We start from the raw sequence: 18,156 nt of genomic DNA, 5'->3' as shown, positions 1-18,156 counted from the left end.
TGAAGCAGCCGCCCAACCCCAGGGGTACGAGCGGCTGCTAGGCGGGCGGATCAGCGGTGGCCGGGGAACCGCAGGGCGTTCGCCCACAGGCGGGTGACCGTGGACACGAGTTCCTCGAAGTCCACCGGCGTATCTTCCTCTTGCTCTTCACTGCGCACGAAGGCGTTGTAAGCCATGACACTGACCATGCCGGACAGCGCACGGGACGCCATCATCGGATCGACCTCACGGTCTGCGACACCCCGCGCCTGCAGGTCGGCGATACCGCGGGCGTTGCGGCGGATGAACGCGTCCCCGCGCCGCCTTCGGAACTCACGGAACTCCGGCTCCACTTGGGCGACCTGCTCGAGCAGTCCCATCAGCTTCGCGTTCCGCTTGTACGCCGCGAGATAGGCGCGATTGCTCGCCTCGAGTACCGCATAGGGATCGTCGGTGCCCTGCACCCGGCCCATGCCGGGGTGCATCATGTCCTCCTGCGCCTCCAGGAGGACGGCGGCAAGCACCTGTTCCTTGTTGGCGAAGTAGGTGTAGAAGGACCCCGCCGCACACCGGGCCTCTTTGGTGATGTCGGTCAGGCGGGTGTCGAGGTAACCGTCCCGTTCGAACACCTTGCGGGCGGCCTTCACCAGAGCGGCCCGGGTCCGCGCTCCGCGCTGCGTCGTGGGCGGCTCGCGAAGTTGCGAGAAGGGCGCCACGGGCGGTGCCTGCTCGCTGTCGGTCTCCTCGGGCGCAGTAGTATCCATCCCCGCGACTTTACTTGAATCCGACGCCATAGTCATAAGTCCCCAAGGCAGGCGGAGCAGGCTGATGTCCTGTTTCCAAGGGGTTCAGGGGCGACCCGCGGCAACGTCACCGGGGGCGGTGTCGCGGGTCAGAGCGTTACGGTCGATGGACCGCTTGAGGATCTTCCCTGTCGGCCCCTTGGGCAGCGCATCGACGAACTGAACGATGCGCGGGATCTTGTAGGCGGACAGCCGTTCTCGTGCCCAGTCCGACACCTCGGCGGCACCGAGGTCCGCACCGGGCCGGGCGGCGACGAGCGCGGCGACCTCCTCGCCGTAGTGGTCGTCGGGAACGCCGATCACGGCTGCCTCGATGATGTCGGGGTGCTCGCAGAGAACTTCCTCGACCTCGCCGGGGTAGACGTTGTAGCCGCCGCGGATGATCAGGTCCTTCACACGGTCGACGATGCGCAGGTCGCCGTCCGTGTCGGTTTCACCGAGGTCGCCGGTGCGGAACCAGCCATCGGACGAGATGGCCGCGGCGGTGTCCGCGAGCCGGTTCCAGTAGCCGCGCATCACCGTGGGCCCCTTGATGTAGACCTCGCCGACGGTACCCGGCGGGCACTCGTTGCCGTTGTCGTCACACACCTGAACCCGCATCCGCGGTACTGCTCTGCCGGTGTACCCGGTCTTGGCGCCGCGGTCGAGGTCGTTGAAGGTGCCGAACGCGGTGGTCTCGGTGAGCCCATACCCTTCGAGGATCGTGCAGCCGAAGCGGGCCTCGAAGGCCCGGGCGATCTCCCCGGGAAGCGAGGCGCCGCCGGAGACGGCGACACGGAGCCCGGCGAAGTCCGCCGGATTCGCATCACCCGCCGCGTGCAGCATCGCATTCCACATGGTCGGTACGCCGGCCATGATGGTGAGCCGGTCGCGGCGCAGCATCTCCAGCATCGACGCCGGGTCGAATCGGGCCAGCAACGACATCGAGCCGCCCACGGTCAAGGTCGCCATCATGACCGACGCCTGGCCGAACACGTGGAACAGCGGGAGTCCGGTGCCGGTGCGGTCGGCGCTCGACGCTCGGCTGCACTCGGCGCCGATCTCCCCGGCGGACAACAGGTTCCCGATGGTGAGTTGGGCCCCCTTCGGCCGCCCAGTGGTGCCCGACGTGTACAGGATGGCCGCCGTCTCGTCGCGATCACGGTCGACGACGCCGGCGGGGGCAGTGCTGACCGGCGTGCCCGGGGACAACGCCCAGGAGGGCACCGAGAGCGCCGCGGCCGCCTCCGCGACAGCGGGGCCCAGGGCGTGCCATGCGATCGCCAATGAGCATCCGGCGTCGCCGAGTACGTACTCGACCTCGGCCCGGGTGGACATCGTGTTGACCGGCACCACGACACAGCCCGCCGCCTGGATCCCCAGGTAGGCCACCACGAACTCGGGCACCGACGGCGCCGCGAGCAACACCCGGTCCCCCGGGGCCAGGCCGGCGGCTGTCAGGGCGCCCGCGTATCGCATGGTCGCGTCCCGAAGCTGAAGGTAGGTCCACTGATCCGTGGCACCGCGCAGTGCGATTTTGTCGGGGGTGACGGCCGCGTGGCGGCACACAGGGTCGAAAACGCTGGTCATGGGGCGGTGCCTTCCGGGATGTGAGCAGGTGATGCTGCGGGTCGCACCCTCGCCGAGGAGGTGACTTTGCCCGGCTTCGACATCAAGTCCTCGGGCGTTGTGGCCGGATGACCGACCTCAGTGCGTCCGGCCGGTCAGTCGATGGGTACCGGTCAGGCAGTGATCCCGAAGCGTTCGGCGAGTTGGCGGCGGGTGCCGGCGGCACTGGTGTGCAGTACGCCTCCGATTCCGATCCGTGCCGCTCCGTCGAGGTTCTGCTGCAGATCGTCGATCATGACCGCCTCCTCGGGGTCGATGCCGAGGCGTTCACACGCGATCGCGTAGATCCGCCGGGAAGGCTTGCGGATGCCGACCTCGGACGAAATGACGACCACGTCGGCGACGGCCGCGAGATCGACGCCGTCGTAGGTCCCGGTGCCGAACGAATTGGACACCAGCGCAACAGGATGACCGGCGGCTCGCACCTCACCGAGCAGCGCGAGCATGTCCCGGTCGATCGACATTCCCGCTTGCATCCGGGCCGTGAGCCCCTCGGCCGACACCTCCGCGCCATGGACACGGAGGCGTTCGGCGAATCCCCGCTCGAAGGCTGGGGCGTCGATACGGCCGCACTCGTGGTCGGCCAGCAGGGTGCGTGAGGGCTGGTCCCGGCTCAGGAGGTCCAGCGGAAGGCGCGGGTCGCCGCCGAGCGAGGCGCCGAATGCGGTGAAGGCCCGCAACACACTGGAGGTGATGACACCGCCGAAGTCCACCAGCACCGCGTTTCGGGTCTTTTCCACCGCGTTCGACAACGTGTCCATGCTCAGGCGACCTCGAACAGTCCGGCTGCGCCCATTCCGCCGCCGATGCACATGGAGATCACCACATACCGAACGCCGCGGCGCTTGCCCTCGATGAGGGCATGCCCCACCAGTCGGGCGCCGGTCATGCCGTACGGGTGGCCGACCGAGATCGCGCCGCCGTTGACGTTGAACCGCTCCGGGTCGATGTGCAGTTCGTCGCGGCAGTACAGCGCCTGGGAGGCGAAGGCTTCGTTGAGTTCCCACAGGCCGATGTCGTCGATGGTGAGGTTGTGCTGCTTCAGCAGCTTCGGGATGGCGAAGACCGGGCCGATGCCCATTTCGTCCGGCGCGCACCCGGCGACGGTCATACCCCGGTAGACGCCCAGCGGTTCCAGGCCGCGGCGCTCGGCCTCCTGCGCCTCCATCAGCACCGAGGCCGACGCCCCGTCCGACAGCTGCGAGGAGTTGCCCGCCGTCACGCTGGAGTGCGCGCTCACCTGACCATCGGGCAGCACCGGCGCCAGGCCGGCCAGGCCGTCGAGGGTGGTCGACGCGCGGTTGCCCTCGTCCCGGGCCAGGGTGACCTCCTCGTCCCGCACTTCCCCGGATTGCTTGTCGAGGACCTTCTTGACACTGCTGAGCGCGACGATCTCCTGGTCGAACCGGCCAGCCTCCTGCGCCGCCGCGGTGCGCTGCTGTGACAGCAGCGCGAACTCGTCCTGGCGCTCCCGGCTCACGCCGTAGCGCTCGGCGACGATCTCCGCCGTCTGAAGCATCGGCAGGTAGATGGCCGGCTTGTGCTCGACCAGCCAGGGATCCGTCATGCGGTGGGTGTTCATGTGGTCGTTCTGGACCAGGGAGATCGACTCGACACCGCCGCCGACGGCGACCTGCATGCCGTCCGTGACGATCTGCTTGGCGGCCGTCGCTATGGCCATCAGACCCGACGAGCACTGCCGGTCGATCGACATCCCCGACACGGTGTGCGGAAGTCCGGCCCGCAGAGCGGCCTGACGCGCCACGTTGAAACCGGAGGACCCTTGCTGCACGGCGCAGCCGAAGACGACGTCCTCGACCTCGTCTCCCTCGAGACCGGCGCGCCGCACCGCGTGCGAAAGGGCGTGGGCGGCGAGTTCCTGCGCCTGGGTGTCGTTGAACGCGCCGCGGTAGGCCTTTCCGATCGGCGTCCGTGCCGTCGAAACGATGACTGCTTCCCTCATGTCGCCTCGCTGTTTCCTGTCGGTCCGGTTCGTGCGGGGACTCCGGGGTCGAAACTCCGAGCTCCGTGAGCCGGGCTCCATTGCCGATAGACGGTGCCGAACGCCAACTGCCGTGCGGTATGGCTCATGACCGTCTCCTCGGGTGATCCGAGGACAGGTCATGGCCGCAGGGGTGACAGGTATCGGCCTTCCGACCGGTTATATTTGAATTCGACGTCAGGTTCAACCATCGCGGGCTCTTGACACCCTCTCCCCTTATCGCAAGGGTACCGACCAGTCGGTACGAAGGGGTGGATCGTGACTCAGCTGAGCATCTCCACGCATGCGGGCGTGTTCGACGCGGTCGCGGCCGGTCCCGCCGGGGGCCGCCCGGTGCTCTTGCTGCACGGATTCCCGCAGACGGGGGTGGTGTGGCGGCGGCAGATCGAGGCGTTGGCCGCGCACGGCTACCGGGTGGTGGCACCCGACCAGCGTGGGTACTCCCCCGGGGCTCGCCCCCAGCGGCCCGAGGACTATCGGATCAGCCATCTCGTCGACGACGTCGTGGCGATCACGGAGCAACTGGGCTGGGCGACGTTTGACCTGGTCGGCCACGACTGGGGCGGCGCGGTGGCCTGGTGGACGGCTGACGCCCACCCCGGCCGCGTGCGCACCCTCACGGTCGTCTCGACCCCGCACCCCGGCGCCCTGGCCACCACCCTGCGCACGGATGAGGACCAGCGCGGTCGCTCGCACTACATGATCGACTGGCGCGAAACGCCCACGACCGAAGAGCGCATGCTGGCCCACGACGCCCAAGAGCTTCGCGATGTCTACGCCGGAAAGGTCCCGCAAGACAGTGCGGACGCCTATGTGCGTCACCTGTCCCGGCCTGGCGCTCTCACCGCTGCGCTGAACTGGTACCGCGTCGGCCGCCCCGACGGCGCGATCGGCGTCATCGACGTTCCCACGCTGTACGTCTGGAGCACGGACGACAGCGCGTTCGGCCCGGCAGCCGCGCAGGAGACCGAGCGATGGGTCAAGGGGCCGTACCGATTCGAGACCCTCCAAGGCGTCAGCCACTGGATCCCCGAGGAAGCGCCCGAGCCGCTGAGCCACCTGCTGCTCGACCATCTCCGAGCGCACGGCGAGTACTCGACCCGCAGCGAGAACGCTGTCGTCGACCCTCAGAAAAGGTGACCCCCATGGAGACTGCGCGTGCGGCCTGGCGGACTCGCCGGCTACTTCGCGTTCCGCAGCGCCGCCTTCGGCCGAGCCTCCGCCGAGCTGGTCATCTCCACCTTCTACAACTTCCCCCCTGTCGTACGGCAGGCGGTCGACGGGCCCTGGGAGACGGCGACGCCGCAGCAGGTGCTGGACGCGCGATACGCCGCGGCGGGCGAGGTGCTGGTTAAGGATCTTGGCGGCATTGCTGATGGAGCCGGGCATGAGGTGCCGGTAGATCGTGGTACTCCTCGTCCCGACTCCGCCACCGCGTCATCGCTGTCGACGGTCGAGCCGCCGCAGTCCACCTCCGTCCGGCACTGCCCTGTCACCTGCCTGGCGCCGTCGTACCGGCAGTTCCGCGCAGTGTTCCTGCCCATGGCTCTTCGGACACGCGAGACACCGATCGGCTCCGGCCGCTGACCACTGCGGCTGACGGTCAGGGCCCGGCGTCCCGAAGCCGGGGTGCCGGGCCCTTACCGAGGCGCGCGATCAGGCGGGGCGGATGTTCTCCGCCTGCGGGCCCTTCTGGCCCTGCGTGACGTCGAACTCGACCTTCTGGCCCTCCTGCAGCTCGCGGTAGCCCTGGCTGGCGATGTTGGAGTAGTGGGCGAAGACGTCGGGGCCGCCGCCCTCCTGCTCGATGAAGCCGAAGCCCTTCTCGCTGTTGAACCACTTCACTGTGCCCTTGGCCATGACTGTCTCCTTTGAGGGAAACCGGGCACGCACCCTGCGCGACCGGGAGGTGATCGCCCTGGTCCGGAGAGGCGCTGAACAGCAAGGACGCCCGTGATGGCGATCACGGGCGAACGGAACTTCGGAACCACGACTGCTGATCACAACGCTATAACGGCATAACGGAAGCCGCTAGCCAAAGCGCGCCAGCCTCCGGCCCGGAACGAAGGGCTGGATCGCCCGTGCGGCACTGCCTGCTCCAGGCAGGCGCGGCTCATCGCCGGAAACCACGACAGGGTGCACGAGGTCTCCTCCAGCACCGGGCGAACGGTTCGCCACGGCAGGTGCCGTGCACCGGGGCGGTGGCAGAAGTCCTCAGCGGGAGGATGCGACACGGCCTTGACACGATCGAGCCCGGCGGCACGGGCCTCGGACTGCACGTGCGCGACCAGCAGCCGTCCCATACCCCGTCCTTGCGCTTCGCCGGCGACAAAGCGCAAGGCGAGCTCCGGTGGAGCGAGGACGAGCGACTAGAACCCGAGGACCCGGCCTCCAAGCTCGTCGGCACCGACGGCCACAAAGGCGCGGTGGGCCTCGATGCAATCAGGACCGACCCGGTAGAGCACACGCTGGAGCCGCGGAAGCCAACACACGGCGGCGAGTCATCACCCGTCACCAAGCAATCGGATATCTCCGCAGGTCAGCGCACCCTCCCCCGCGGCTTCAAAGGCGTCGCCGGCAGGTCTGGAGCCGGCAACGGGTCCCCGTCGTAGCCCTTCACCTCGCCGAACCGGGTCCCCTCCGTCCAGTCCCGCCGCGCCTGCTCGATCTCCCCCTGCGACCGTCCGATCCAGTTCCAGAACATGATCAGTTCCTCCTCGAACGGCTCGCCGCCCAAGAGCATCAGGCCCGCGTCCGACTCCGCGCGCAGGGGCAGTTCGCTGCGGCCGCAGCCGAGGTAGAGCATGGAGCCGGGCAGGACCGGGACACCGTCGACGTGGGCCTCGCCCGACATGGACAGGACGGCGTACTCGAAGTCCGGTTCGAGGGGCAGGCGTACGTCCGTGCCTCGGGTCAGAGCCAGGTCGGCCCCGACGATCGGGGTGTACGCGGTGCCCGGTGAGGTCGCCCCGTCGAGGTCGCCGAGGATCAGCGTGGCCGTGAGGCCGGGTGCCGTGACGACCGGGAGATCGGCGTGGTGTTCGAAGCGCGGGTCGGTGTGGCGGTGGCTGTCGGGGAGCGCCACCCACAACTGCGCGCCGTGCAGGAAGCGGGCGTGCGAGCGCGGGCTCTCCTCGGAGTGGCTGATGGCCCGGCCGGAGGTCATCAGCCCCAGTTCACGCGGGCGGATCGTCTGGAGGCTGCCGGTGGAGTCGCGGTGCAGCACCTCGCCCTCGTGCAGCCAGCTCACGGTCTGCAGGCCCATGTGGGGATGCGGCGGGACCTGCATGCCGGGCTCGTCGGCGATGTCGTCGGGACCGTAGTGGTCGACGAAGCACCACGCCCCGACCATGCGGCGGCCGAGGTTGGGCAGCAGCCGGCGGACCTCGCTGGACTCGCCCAGCTTCACCCTGCGGGGGCTGAGGAGTTCACGCACCGGCTCCGCCACCACGAAGCCACGGCCGCCGCACAGGGAGGGGGCCGCCTCGCGCTCAAGATTGCTCATGGCGCCCAACCTAGTCCGGCGCGACGGTTCGCGTCAGCGGCACGTTCGGGCCGCGCCACGGACGCAGTCACCGGCCGGTCATTTTAGTAGCCATGGCTATAGTAGCCATGTACTGTATTTGCCATGAGCGAGGGTCACGAGGGCGCGACGCCCGGGTTCCTGGTGTGGCGGCTGTCGATGAAATGGCGGGTCGCGGTCGACCGTGCGGTGGCCCCGCTGGGGCTCACCCACGCGCAGTACTCCCTGGTCGCCTCGCTGCACGGCATGCAGCACTCCGGCGAACGGCCCAGCCAGCGCCGGCTCGCCGACCGCACCGGGCTCGAACCGCTCTACGTGTCGAAACTGGCCCGCGCCCTGGAGACGGCCGGCCTCCTGGAGCGCACCCGGGACCCGCGCGACCCCCGCGCGGTGCAGCTCGCCCTCACCGAGCGGGGCACCGAGGTCACCCGACGCGCGATCGAGGTCGTCCACGCGCTCCTCCAGCAGCTCCTCGACCCGCTCGGGGGTCTCGACAGCGCGCGAACCCAGGAGTTCAAGCGCGAGCTGACCGCCCTGCTCGACGCCCCCCTCGATCCCTCCATCCGCAAGGAGACGGAGAAACCATGACCACCACACCCCTCGCCGACCCCCGCGTCATCGCCCTGGCCCACTACGCCGGCCGCGCCCTCCTCGAGAACGTGCTGGCCCGGCACGGCGTCACCTTCCAGCAGTCCGTCACCCTCCGGCTCGCCGCCGTCGCCGACGGCCCGGTGGGGCGCGAGCAGCTCGTCGGCGGTGTCACCGGCGCGCTGAAGATCGACGCGCCGGAGGTGCACGGCGTGCTCGACGAGCTGATCGCCGCGCGGTGGCTGGTCCCGGACGGCGCGTCGGCTCTGCGCATCACGGACGCGGGGCGGGAGCTGTACGCCACGACCACCGGTGAGACGGCTCCCCTCACCGCCCGGGTCTACGACGGGATCCCGGCGGAGGACCTGGCCGTCACGGGCCGGGTGCTGAGCCTGATCACCGAGCGGGCCGGCGCCGAGCTGGCAGCCCTGACCCGCTAGGTGTGCCGTCCCGGGACGTTCATCGCGCCGTCAGGTCCCGGGCCCCGTCCGCCCAGCGGAATATCCGGCCGGCGGGCTCGGTTGTCGGCCCCGAAGGAGGCACCGAGTGAACACGATCCACGACACGACGACCCAGGACACGACGTACTACGCCCACGGAACCCCGGCCGAGCGCTGGGAGCGTGCGCAGCTGTTCTTCGAAGCCAAGGACTACGCCGCCGCCGCGCGCGTCCTGGTCGGGCTGGTCGAGGAGGTGCCCGAGCAGACCGGGCCCCGGCTGCTCCTGGCGCGTTCCTACTACCACTCGGCGCAACTTCGGCGCGCCGAGGGAGAGTTGCGGACGATCGTCGAGCGGGACCCGGTGGAGCACTACGCCCGGCTGATGCTCGGCCGTACGCTCCAGCGGCAGAACCGGCACGAGGAGGCGGAGTCGCACCTGCGGATCGCCTCGGCGCTCGCGGGTGACTTCGGCCGGCACTGACCCGCGCCTCCCCATGGAGATGCCCGGCTCCGTACGGAGCCGGGCATCCGTGCGTCTGCGGGGCCGCTACCCGGCCGGCGTCCCGTACGACCGCTTCCCCCGCCGGTGGGCGATCTCCCCCAGCAGGATGTCGACGGCGAGGAAGGCCGCCAGCGGGATGCCGAACAGGGGCAGGAAATAGCCGAGTACGGCGATGCCCGCCAGCAGCGGTACGAGGATCTGTGGCGGTACGTGCTGCCAGGCGCCACGCGGGACGGGACGGCCGAAGGCGCTGCCCCGGCCGCGCTGCCACCACATGCGGTAGCCCCAGACGATCAGCAGGATCAGGGACAGCGCGAGCAGCATCAGGGCGATCTGGTTGGCCAGGCCGAACAGGACACCGGTGTGCAGGTCGATGCCCCACCGGGTGAGCTTGGCGAGCACCGGGTGGTCGGCGAAGCGGACCACGTCGGTGACCTGCCCGTCCGCCGGGTCGACGGCGACGGCGTCCTGCTTGGTGGGCCAGCTGCGCTGCACCTGTTTGACGACGTATGCCGAGTTCGCGTCGGCGGGCGGCACGATCTCCACCGGGTCGCCCAGGCCCTCGGCCCGTGCGGCCGACAGGACCTTGTCCAGGCCCACGCCGTGCGCGGCGTCGCCCGCCTGCCCCGCCGCGGAGCCGTGTCCGGCGTGCTCACCGCCGGCGGCCGCCGACACCGACGGGGTGGCCTGGCCGAGCGAGGTCCGCAGCTCGTCGATGGTGGCCCCCGCGTAGGCGGACCAGGTCAGGCCGGTCGCCGAGAGGAAGAAGAACCCGATCGCGGCCCATACGCCGACCGTGCCGTGCAGTCCGAGGGTGCGGCGGCGCCCCGTCGTCCCCCGCACCTTGCGCAGGGCGCGACGGCGGGAGAACCACAGCACCAGTCCGCCCGCCGAGATCACCCACAGCCAGCTGGCGGCCAGCTCGGAGTAGAGCCGGCCCGGCTCCCCGAGGTGCAGGTCGCGGTGGAACTCGTCGATCCAGGTGCGTAGGGGCAGTGCGCCGGTCGAGCCGTACTGTTCGAGGGAGCCGCGCACCTTCGCGGTGTACGGGTCCACGAACACGGCGAGCGTGTGGCCCTCTCCGACGCCCGGGACGCCGGACAGCATCACCCGGGTCGTCGCGTCGGCCTCGGGCGAGGGACGTACGGCCGAGACCGTGCCCTCGGGGTGGGCCTTGCGCGCGGCGGCGACCTGCTCGCTGATCGGCAGCTTCCGCTCGCCCGCGGGGACGGTCATCTCATGGGCGTACACGAGCTTCTCGGCCGGGAAGGCGCCGGCGTAGAGCAGGCCGGTGACGGCGGCGACGAGGAGGAACGGCGCCACCAGCACCCCGGCGTAGAAGTGCAGGCGGAGGATCAGCGGGCGCAGGGGGGCCCAGCTGCGCCTCGACGGTGCCGGGGCGGCTGATTGCGGGGCCTCGTCCGTGGTGGTCGAGGGAGCGGTGGTCATCGGCGGGCTTCTCCGGGGGACGTCTTCTGGGCCGTCACGGTGTGGACGGTGGCCGTTGCGGTGCAGTAGTCGGGGCCGCGGGGCGTTCAGTTCCCGGGAGGCACATGTGATGTGCGTCACGCGGAGCTGGGGGGTGCCGTGTCATCCTGGCGCGATGGGAACTCCGGGCGATCGCGCACCCCTGGCCGAGCGGGTCGAGCAACTCCTGGACAGCGGCCTGCCGTTGACCATCGTCGCGGCCGGCGACCCGGTGCTGCGGCGCGGCACCGTGCCGTACGACGGTCAGCTGGGGCCCGCCCTGCTGGGCCGGTTCGTGGAGGCCCTGCGGGTCACCATGCGCGCGGCGCCCGGGGTCGGCCTCGCGGCGCCGCAGGTCGGCGTGGAGCTCAGGATCGCGGTGATCGAGGATCCGGCGCCGGTGCCGGACGACGTGCGCCTGGCGCGCGGGCGGGTCCCGCAGCCGTTCCGCGTCCTGGTCAATCCCGCGTACGAGCCCGTCGGGGACGCGCGGGCCGCGTTCTTCGAGGGCTGCCTGAGCGTGCCGGGCTGGCAGGCGGTGGTGGCGCGGCCCGCCGAGGTCCGGCTGACCGGGCAGGACGAGCACGGGCGGACGCTGGACGAGGTGTTCACGGGCTGGCCGGCCCGGATCGTGCAGCACGAGACGGACCACCTCGACGGCGTCCTGTACATGGACCGAGCCGAGCCGCGTTCCCTGTCGTCCAACCAGGCGATGGCGGAGCGCTGGGCTCAGCCGACCCCCGATGAGGCGGCACGGGCGCTCGGCTTCGAGCTGCCGTAGCCGGGCAGATCAGCGGCGGAGATCGCAGGCGCCCGAGTGCGCGCCGTCACAGCCTGGCAGGCCTGCCGGAGGAAGAGCGCAGACGCCCGGCTGCGAGCTGCCGAAGCCCGACCGGCCTTGCGGTCGATAATTCGCAGGCGCCAGGCACGGTGCCTCCGTTACCGTGGCCGCATGTCTACGCCCCGAATTTCCTAGCCGAGGACCCACTCCCACGCCACCCGTGTGTCCTCTTGCTTGTTCGGAGCGTTTTCTCATGATCACCGTTCGTGACGTCGACGTGCGCGTGGGCGCGCGTCTGCTGCTGTCCGGCGTCTCCTTCCATGTCTCCCCCGGCGACCGCATCGGCCTGGTCGGCCGCAACGGCGCTGGGAAGACCACCCTGTTGCACACCCTGGCGGGCGAACTGCGGCCCGCCGCCGGCTCGGTCGTCCGCACGGCCGGTGTCGGCCATCTCCCCCAGGACTCCCGCGCCGCCGACCAGTCGGTCACCGTCACCGACCGGATCCTGTCCGCACGCGGCCTGGACCTGGCAGTGCGGGCGCTGCGGAGCGCCGAGGCCGCGATGGCCGACGGCACGGAGCGGTCGATGAACGCCTACGTGCGGGCCGAGGCCGAGTTCCAGGCCCGCGGGGGTTACGCGGCCGAGGCGGAGGCGGCCCGGGTCGCGGCCGGTCTCGGCCTGCCGGCGGAGCTGATGGAACGGCGGCTCAGCGCACTGTCGGGCGGTCAGCGCCGGCGCGTGGAACTGGCCCGCATCCTGTTCGCGGGACACGGCACACTGCTGCTGGACGAGCCCACGAACCACCTCGACGCGGCCTCGATCGCCTGGCTGCGCACCTTCCTGACGAACCATCAGGGCGGCTTGGTGCTGATCAGCCACGACACCTCCCTGCTGGCCGGCACCGTGAACCGGGTCTTCCACCTGGACCCGGGGCGGGCCGCGCTCGACGTCCACAACACCTCCTGGGACGCCTACCTGGCGCAGCGGGAGGCCGACGAGCGGCGCCGGGCACGGGAGCGGTCGAACGCCGAGCGGAAGGCGGCGGCGCTGCACGCCCAGGCCGACAGGATGCGGGCACGGGTCTCGACGGCGGTGGCCGCGCGGAACATGGCCCGCCGCGCCGACCGGCTGCTCGCCGACCTCGAACCCGCCCGCCGCCCCGCGAAGACTGCCAGGATCCGGCTGCCGGAGCCGGCGCCCTGCGGCCGCATCCCGCTCGGCGCGGTGAGCCTGACCAGGTCGTACGGCGGTCGGCACGTCCTGCGCGGCGTCGACCTGGCCGTCGACCGGGGCAGCCGCCTGGTGGTGCTCGGTCCCAACGGCGCCGGCAAGACCACCCTGTTGCGCCTGCTCGCCGGGCAGGACACGCCGGACGGCGGCCGGGTGGTGCACGGGCACGGTCTGCGCCTCGGCTACTTCGCGCAGGAACACGACACCCTTGACCCGGAGTCGACGGTCCGCGAACACCTGGCCGGTGCCGCACCGCACCTCAGCGACGGTGAAGTCCGCCAGGTGCTGGGTGCGTTCCTGTTCACCGGCGACGACACCGGCAAGCCGGCCGGTGTCCTGTCGGGCGGTGAGAAGACCCGGCTGGCCCTGGCGGGTCTGGTGCACTCCGGCGCCAACGTCCTGCTCCTCGACGAGCCCACCAACAACCTGGACCCGGCCTCGCGCGCCGAGGTCCTGGCAGCGGTCGGCACCTACCCGGGCGCGATCGTCATGGTCACGCACGACGAGGGCGCCGTGGACGCGCTGCGGCCGGACCGGGTGCTGCTGCTGCCGGAGGCGGAGGAGGACCTGTGGGACGACGACTACCGGGAGTTGGTGGTGCCCGCGCACGCGTAACCTGGTTTCCTCACAGGGGAGGGGCGTTGGGCGAGGCCGGGGGCGGTTCGATGCGCTATGTCGTCGCGGCGGGCACACGGCGCTACCGCGAGGGCCCTGAACTGCACCTGGCGCACGAGGACGCCGACCGTGCGGCTGCCCTCTTCGCGTCCATGGGCTACGAGCGGGTCCTGACCGGCGTGTCGTACGACCCTCGGCCGGATGCGTTCGAGGACGCCCTGGCAGAGTGGTGCCGCACCGCGGACCTGACAGCCGACGACATCGTGGTCCTGTACTACGCGGGGCACGGGGACCGCTCCTCCACCGGCCAGTACCGTCTCGCCTGCGCGGACAGCGAGCAGGGCCGGCCACGCTCGTGGCTGTCGCTGGCGAACCTGGCGGAGATCCTGGCCGACTCCCCCGTGCGGAACGTGCTGTTCGTGGTGGACGCCTGCCACGCGGCCGCGGCCGGCGCGGACATCGGCAGGGTCACCGACGCGATCGTGGCGGCCCGCGGACGAGCGGACTCCTTCGGCGCCGGCACGTGGCTGCTGGCGTCCGCACGCCATCGGGACCTGGCGGACGACGGCGCCTTCGTGGCCGAGTTGGCGAAGGCGTGCGAGCGGGGGGACGGGCCGTCGCAGCGCTACCTCGCGCCCGACACCCTGGCCGATCGTGTCAATCAGCGGTTCATCGCCGCCGGTTCGCAGCAGCGGGCGGCATGCTCGTCGGTCGACCACTCCGAGCGGCCGCCGTTCTTCGTGAACCCCTGCTTCGACCCGTATGCCGAGATCACGGGCGAGGGGCTGCGAGGGGACGCCTCGGATCTGTCGTCCCACTTCGAGCCGCGCGGGCGGGGGGTGGAGCATGTGCACGATCCCGGGTCGTACTTCACGGGGCGTGTGCGGGCCTTGGAGGAGGTGCGCGCGCATCTCGCGGGAAAGACAGCGGGCCGTCTCCTCGTCGTGACCGCCGACCCGGGCTCCGGCAAGTCCGCCGTGCTGGGGCGGTTGGTCCTGGAGGGCCACGCCGACGCCTCCGTCAACGCCCACCATCAGACACTGGAGGCGCTCGTCGGGCGTTTCGCCGCGGCGGCCGACGTACGAGCGGCCACATCCGTGGCCCTGTTCACCGCACTGACGGGCCGCGAGCGACCCCTTCGGATCGTGGTCGACTCGCTCGATGAGGCGGGCGTCGGCGGAGGCAAGGCGGAGGCTCGCCGCATCGCCTGGGACCTGCTGCGTCCGCTGGCCGCCCTGCCGTGCATCCGGCTCGTTGTCGGCTCGCGGCGCGAACTGCTGCCGCACCTGGGGGACGGCGTGCCGGTCGTCGACCTGGACGAAGACGCCTATACCGACGACACGGACACGGCCGAGTACGTGGCGAAGGTCCTCAGCGACACCGGCGCTCCGTACGCGGACTGCCCCGGCACGGCACGCCGGGTCGCGCGGGAAGTCGCCCGCCGGGCCGGTCGCTGCTTCCTGGTGGCCCGTATGACGGCGAGCGCGCTGCTGCGGGGGCCGGTGGTGGACACCTCGGTGCCGGGCTGGTCCGGGCAGCTGCCGTCGGACGTGGGCGGGGCCTTCGAGGCATACCTCCAGCGGATGCCGCCCGAGCGGCACACCACGACCATGGCCCTCCTCATGGCCCTCGCGTTCGGGGAAGGCTACGGGCTGCCCCGGAGGATGTGGATCCGCGCGGCCGAACGGCTGGCGGGGATCCCCCTGGCAGAGGCCGATGCCGACCTGCTGCTGGACGAGGACGCCTCGTATCTGGCCCACGCCCGGGTGGACGGGACGACCTACTTCCGCCTGTACCACCAGGAGTTGACGGACCACATCAAGAGCCGGGTGCTGCGCCGTCGGGACCTCGGGGACGTCCAGGAGTGCTTCGTCGAGACCCTGCTCGAGTTCGTCCCCGACCGGGACTGGTCGCGGGCCCACCCGTATGTGTGTGCCCATCTGGCCACGCACGCGGCCGGAGCGGGTGCCCTGGACGACCTCATCGAGGACGCCGGGTTCCTGGTCGCCGCTGACCCTTCGACTTTGCTGCCCGCGGTACGGGAAGCCGTCCGGCGCCCGATGCTGACGATGGCCGTCGAGCGGTTCGCCTACCTCCTCGTGGACGCGGACGCGCCGAGTGCCGACCCGGCGGCGTTGCTGGCGTACGTGGCGGGCGCCTACGGCGAGGACGGGCTGCGGCGGGGGGCGGAGAGGCTGGCGCGGTCGCTGGAACGCGTCGATGCGGAGCGGCGGCGGATCACCCCCCACCGGGTGGTGGGCCGGCACGCGGGAGACGCGTACGCCTCACGGCACCTGGCCTCCGGCTGGCGGCTGAAGGACTGCACCCTGCCCTGGGGCGGCCGCGTCGTTCTCGCCGTGCCACCCGGCGCCGCTCATGTGCACGTGTGGATGCTCGACAATCCGTCCCAGTCCACCGTCCTGCCCCATCCCACCGAGGTGGACGGGCTCGTGCTGCTCCGCGACGAGAGCGGCCGTGCCGAGGCCGCCACGCTGGACGCCAGGGGCACGCTCCGGGTGTGGAACGTCGTCGACCAGACCCTCACCCGGACACTCGCCGGCACCGGCTGGACGTTTCTGTACGACGCCGGGGTCCTGCACGGGGACACTGACGTGGTCGTCTGCGGCACCGAGAGCGCCGTACTGGCGGTCGCTCTGCCAGGGCCCGCCACGCTCGTCGAGGTTCCCTGCCGGACCCGCGCGGAGTACACCGTGTCGGCCACGCCCTCGGACACCGCGTACACACCCGGTGGCTCCGCCTGCCTGTTTCACGACGCCGAAGGGCTCACCCGTCTCCTGGTGTGCGACGGCACGCAAGGGCACGTCACCCTGTACGACCTGGACGGGACAGGACATTCCCGGAGAGCTCTGGAGGGCTTGGTACGGCCCCGGCTCGTGGACCATGTCCACCGGCCCGACACCCTCGCAGCGGTGATCGAGCACCGGACCGGGCTGGTCCTCCTCGATGCCGCTACCGGCCCTGTCGTCAGGGTGACATCTTCGGACGTCACCGAGGACCACGCATGCTTCGCGCGCAGCGGTAAGGCTTCTTCTGCTGTCTTCGTCGCGAAGGCGGGCGCAGGGTTTCTGGTGGTGCCCGCCGACGGATCGCCCGTACAGACGGTGGACCACCTGCCCAGGCCGACCTTCAGGATGGCGGCTGCCCTGGTCGACGGGAGGGTGCAGGTGGTCACCTCCTTCTTCTCCCATCCCCTCGTCGTGGTCGACGGAGTCTCGGGCACCTCGGTCGGCTTCCCTCTGACGGGCCATGAGAGCGCGGTGGGCGCGGTCCATCTGCTGGAAGGTCCGGAATCCGGGGCCGGCCCCGACATCCTCGCGATCGCCAACGACGGAACGGTCCGGCTCTGGGCCTGGAACGCACACCGACAGCCCGTCCCCGGCACGGAGGAGTCCGACGCCCCGGAGGATTCCCGGCAGGAAGTGGACATGGTCTGTGCCTGGTCCGGGGACCCCACGGCCGTTCTGACCTTGCGCGATCGGCAGCTCGTCCGGACGGAACGGCCCTGCTGGGACGAGCAGGACCGCGACGCGCGGCGCACCGCGAGCCCGATCGAGGTACCTGTGGACTTCGGGCAGATCTCCGAGGATCCGGACGGCACGTTCAACCTGCTGCAGCCGGAAAATCAGTCGCTGGTATGGACGCGCCTCGGTTCGGACGGCCAGAGCAGCCGGGCCGTCGTCGGTTCAGTGGCAACTCTGAACGCCTTCGTGCTCGCCATTCCGGCGACGGCCGGTCACGAAGGAGTGCGATGGCTCGCGTTCGACCGGGGCGACAACGCCATCTGTCTGCTCGACTCTCCCGAGGCTCCCTTGCGGTGGGTGCCCCTTCCGGACCTTCCCCACGCCGAGCGGGAGCGGGAGCTGGTGGAGGCCTTCACGACGCCGGAGGGCGCGACCATGCTGTTCGTCTACGGCAACGCGAAGCACCCGGACGCGTCGCGCGCTCACGGGCAGCTCTTCGACATCACGTCCGGGGCACCTGTAGCCGAGGACGCGTTCGAGCTTCCCGGCGGGATCCAGTTCCTCCTGCCGCACCACGGTAGAGCCGGGACGCGCTGGGTCGCCCAGGAGTGCCGGGGCGGTGCGCTCTCGGTGCTCGACGTGACGACTCGGCGGCAGTCCACCGTGCCGCGGGTTGCGGGCGGCTCGCTGCGCTATGCCGCCACCCGCCGTCCCGGAAGAGACCGGCTCCGCTACTTGCGCTGGGCGGACCTGCCGACGGGCGGCCCCCTCCTCCTGTCCCTCTCCCGTCACGCGTCGAGCGACGCCAGCCCCGGACCCGTCACCGTCTGGAACCCGGACACGCCCGACGTGGTCGACCGTCTCGCTGTCCCCGCCTGCCGGCTCCTGTGGACCGGTGCCTCCCCGAACGGCGAAGCGCTCGTGGCCGTCAGTGACGAACACGGCATCGCCCTGTGCCACCTGCCGAGCCTCGAGAAGGTCTGGTCGGCGCCGCTGCCCGCTCTCGTGACCTGTATGGCCGCCCTCCCCTGCAGCCCCCACCTCGACCTCGCCGTCGGCACCCAGCAGGGTGTCGTCTTCATGCGGCCCAGGCTGTCCCGCGTGTGGCGGGACCGCCTCGGGACCGGGTGAAGGG

The 18,156-nt window shown here is 71.0% G+C and carries 15 protein-coding genes and 1 pseudogene; 8 read left to right on the top strand and 8 right to left on the bottom strand.

From position 1 onward, the window contains the following. Nucleotides 1-50 precede the first annotated feature (50 nt). The 4 genes from AB0937_RS23085 to AB0937_RS23070 all read right to left on the bottom strand — a co-directional run bounded on the left by AB0937_RS23085 (nt 51) and on the right by AB0937_RS23070 (nt 4,353). Entirely contained in the window at nt 51-743 is a 693-nt protein-coding gene (locus tag AB0937_RS23085; protein WP_366714081.1) for a TetR/AcrR family transcriptional regulator, read from the bottom strand. A gap of 84 nt (nt 744-827) precedes the next feature. Beyond that, nucleotides 828-2,351: an AMP-binding protein gene (locus AB0937_RS23080; RefSeq protein WP_366714080.1), complete on the bottom strand. Its 1,524-nt coding sequence runs from the start codon at nt 2,349-2,351 to the stop codon at nt 828-830. 152 nt (nt 2,352-2,503) lie between these two features. Further along, nucleotides 2,504-3,151 (bottom strand): HAD family phosphatase, encoded by a 648-nt coding sequence (locus AB0937_RS23075; protein ID WP_366714079.1) that lies wholly within the window; start codon nt 3,149-3,151, stop codon nt 2,504-2,506. 2 nt (nt 3,152-3,153) lie between these two features. Continuing rightward, nucleotides 3,154-4,353 (bottom strand): acetyl-CoA C-acyltransferase, encoded by a 1,200-nt coding sequence (locus AB0937_RS23070; protein ID WP_366714078.1) that lies wholly within the window; start codon nt 4,351-4,353, stop codon nt 3,154-3,156. A 297-nt stretch (nt 4,354-4,650) separates the two neighbouring features. On the opposite strand from AB0937_RS23070, the gene AB0937_RS23065 reads away from it, so the two are divergent. Then, nucleotides 4,651-5,532, top strand: a complete 882-nt coding sequence (locus tag AB0937_RS23065) for an alpha/beta hydrolase (RefSeq protein WP_366714077.1) — start codon at nt 4,651-4,653, stop codon at nt 5,530-5,532. Nucleotides 5,533-5,550: 18 nt separating this feature from the next. Next, nucleotides 5,551-5,979, top strand: a complete 429-nt coding sequence (locus AB0937_RS23060) for a hypothetical protein (RefSeq protein WP_366714076.1) — start codon at nt 5,551-5,553, stop codon at nt 5,977-5,979. Between the two features lie 69 nt (nt 5,980-6,048). On the opposite strand, the gene AB0937_RS23055 is transcribed toward AB0937_RS23060, so the two are convergent. The 3 genes and pseudogenes from AB0937_RS23055 to AB0937_RS23045 all read right to left on the bottom strand — a co-directional run bounded on the left by AB0937_RS23055 (nt 6,049) and on the right by AB0937_RS23045 (nt 7,897). Next, nucleotides 6,049-6,252, bottom strand: a complete 204-nt coding sequence (locus AB0937_RS23055; RefSeq protein WP_014670069.1) for a cold-shock protein — start codon at nt 6,250-6,252, stop codon at nt 6,049-6,051. Between the two features lie 329 nt (nt 6,253-6,581). Next, nucleotides 6,582-6,884, bottom strand: a pseudogene (locus AB0937_RS23050) (GNAT family N-acetyltransferase); the annotation flags it as partial. A 47-nt stretch (nt 6,885-6,931) separates the two neighbouring features. After that, the gene (locus tag AB0937_RS23045) at nt 6,932-7,897 is read right to left on the bottom strand and encodes a pirin family protein (protein ID WP_366714075.1); all 966 of its coding nucleotides are present in this window, start codon (nt 7,895-7,897) and stop codon (nt 6,932-6,934) included. A 123-nt stretch (nt 7,898-8,020) separates the two neighbouring features. On the opposite strand from AB0937_RS23045, the gene AB0937_RS23040 reads away from it, so the two are divergent. The 3 genes from AB0937_RS23040 to AB0937_RS23030 all read left to right on the top strand — a co-directional run bounded on the left by AB0937_RS23040 (nt 8,021) and on the right by AB0937_RS23030 (nt 9,424). After that, a complete protein-coding gene (locus AB0937_RS23040; RefSeq protein ID WP_366714074.1) occupies nt 8,021-8,503 on the top strand; it encodes a MarR family transcriptional regulator in 483 nt (160 codons plus the stop codon). After that, nucleotides 8,500-8,943, top strand: coding sequence for a MarR family transcriptional regulator (locus tag AB0937_RS23035; protein ID WP_366714073.1), 444 nt, complete (start codon nt 8,500-8,502; stop codon nt 8,941-8,943). The genes AB0937_RS23040 and AB0937_RS23035 overlap by 4 nt, the downstream gene beginning before the upstream one ends. Nucleotides 8,944-9,049: 106 nt before the next feature. Next, nucleotides 9,050-9,424 carry a tetratricopeptide repeat protein gene (locus tag AB0937_RS23030; protein ID WP_366714072.1) on the top strand — a complete coding sequence of 125 codons (375 nt, stop codon included), beginning with the start codon at nt 9,050-9,052 and terminating at the stop codon, nt 9,422-9,424. A 66-nt stretch (nt 9,425-9,490) separates the two neighbouring features. Here AB0937_RS23030 and AB0937_RS23025 read toward each other — a convergent pair whose 3' ends face one another. Then, nucleotides 9,491-10,894: a PepSY-associated TM helix domain-containing protein gene (locus tag AB0937_RS23025; RefSeq protein ID WP_366714071.1), complete on the bottom strand. Its 1,404-nt coding sequence runs from the start codon at nt 10,892-10,894 to the stop codon at nt 9,491-9,493. A gap of 154 nt (nt 10,895-11,048) precedes the next feature. Here AB0937_RS23025 and AB0937_RS23020 point away from each other — a divergent pair, with 154 nt between their 5' ends. The 3 genes from AB0937_RS23020 to AB0937_RS23010 all read left to right on the top strand — a co-directional run bounded on the left by AB0937_RS23020 (nt 11,049) and on the right by AB0937_RS23010 (nt 18,152). Further along, nucleotides 11,049-11,693, top strand: coding sequence for a peptide deformylase (locus tag AB0937_RS23020; protein ID WP_366714070.1), 645 nt, complete (start codon nt 11,049-11,051; stop codon nt 11,691-11,693). A gap of 253 nt (nt 11,694-11,946) precedes the next feature. Continuing rightward, nucleotides 11,947-13,539 carry an ABC-F family ATP-binding cassette domain-containing protein gene (locus AB0937_RS23015; protein ID WP_366714069.1) on the top strand — a complete coding sequence of 531 codons (1,593 nt, stop codon included), beginning with the start codon at nt 11,947-11,949 and terminating at the stop codon, nt 13,537-13,539. A gap of 26 nt (nt 13,540-13,565) precedes the next feature. Next, nucleotides 13,566-18,152 (top strand): caspase family protein, encoded by a 4,587-nt coding sequence (locus tag AB0937_RS23010; protein ID WP_366714068.1) that lies wholly within the window; start codon nt 13,566-13,568, stop codon nt 18,150-18,152. Nucleotides 18,153-18,156 lie beyond the last annotated feature (4 nt).

It is taken from the genome of Streptomyces sp. NPDC047880 (assembly GCF_040706515.1).
Lineage (GTDB): Bacteria > Actinomycetota > Actinomycetes > Streptomycetales > Streptomycetaceae > Streptomyces.
Note: the sequence above shows the minus strand (reverse complement) of the source record. Positions and strands in the feature narration are given on the sequence as shown.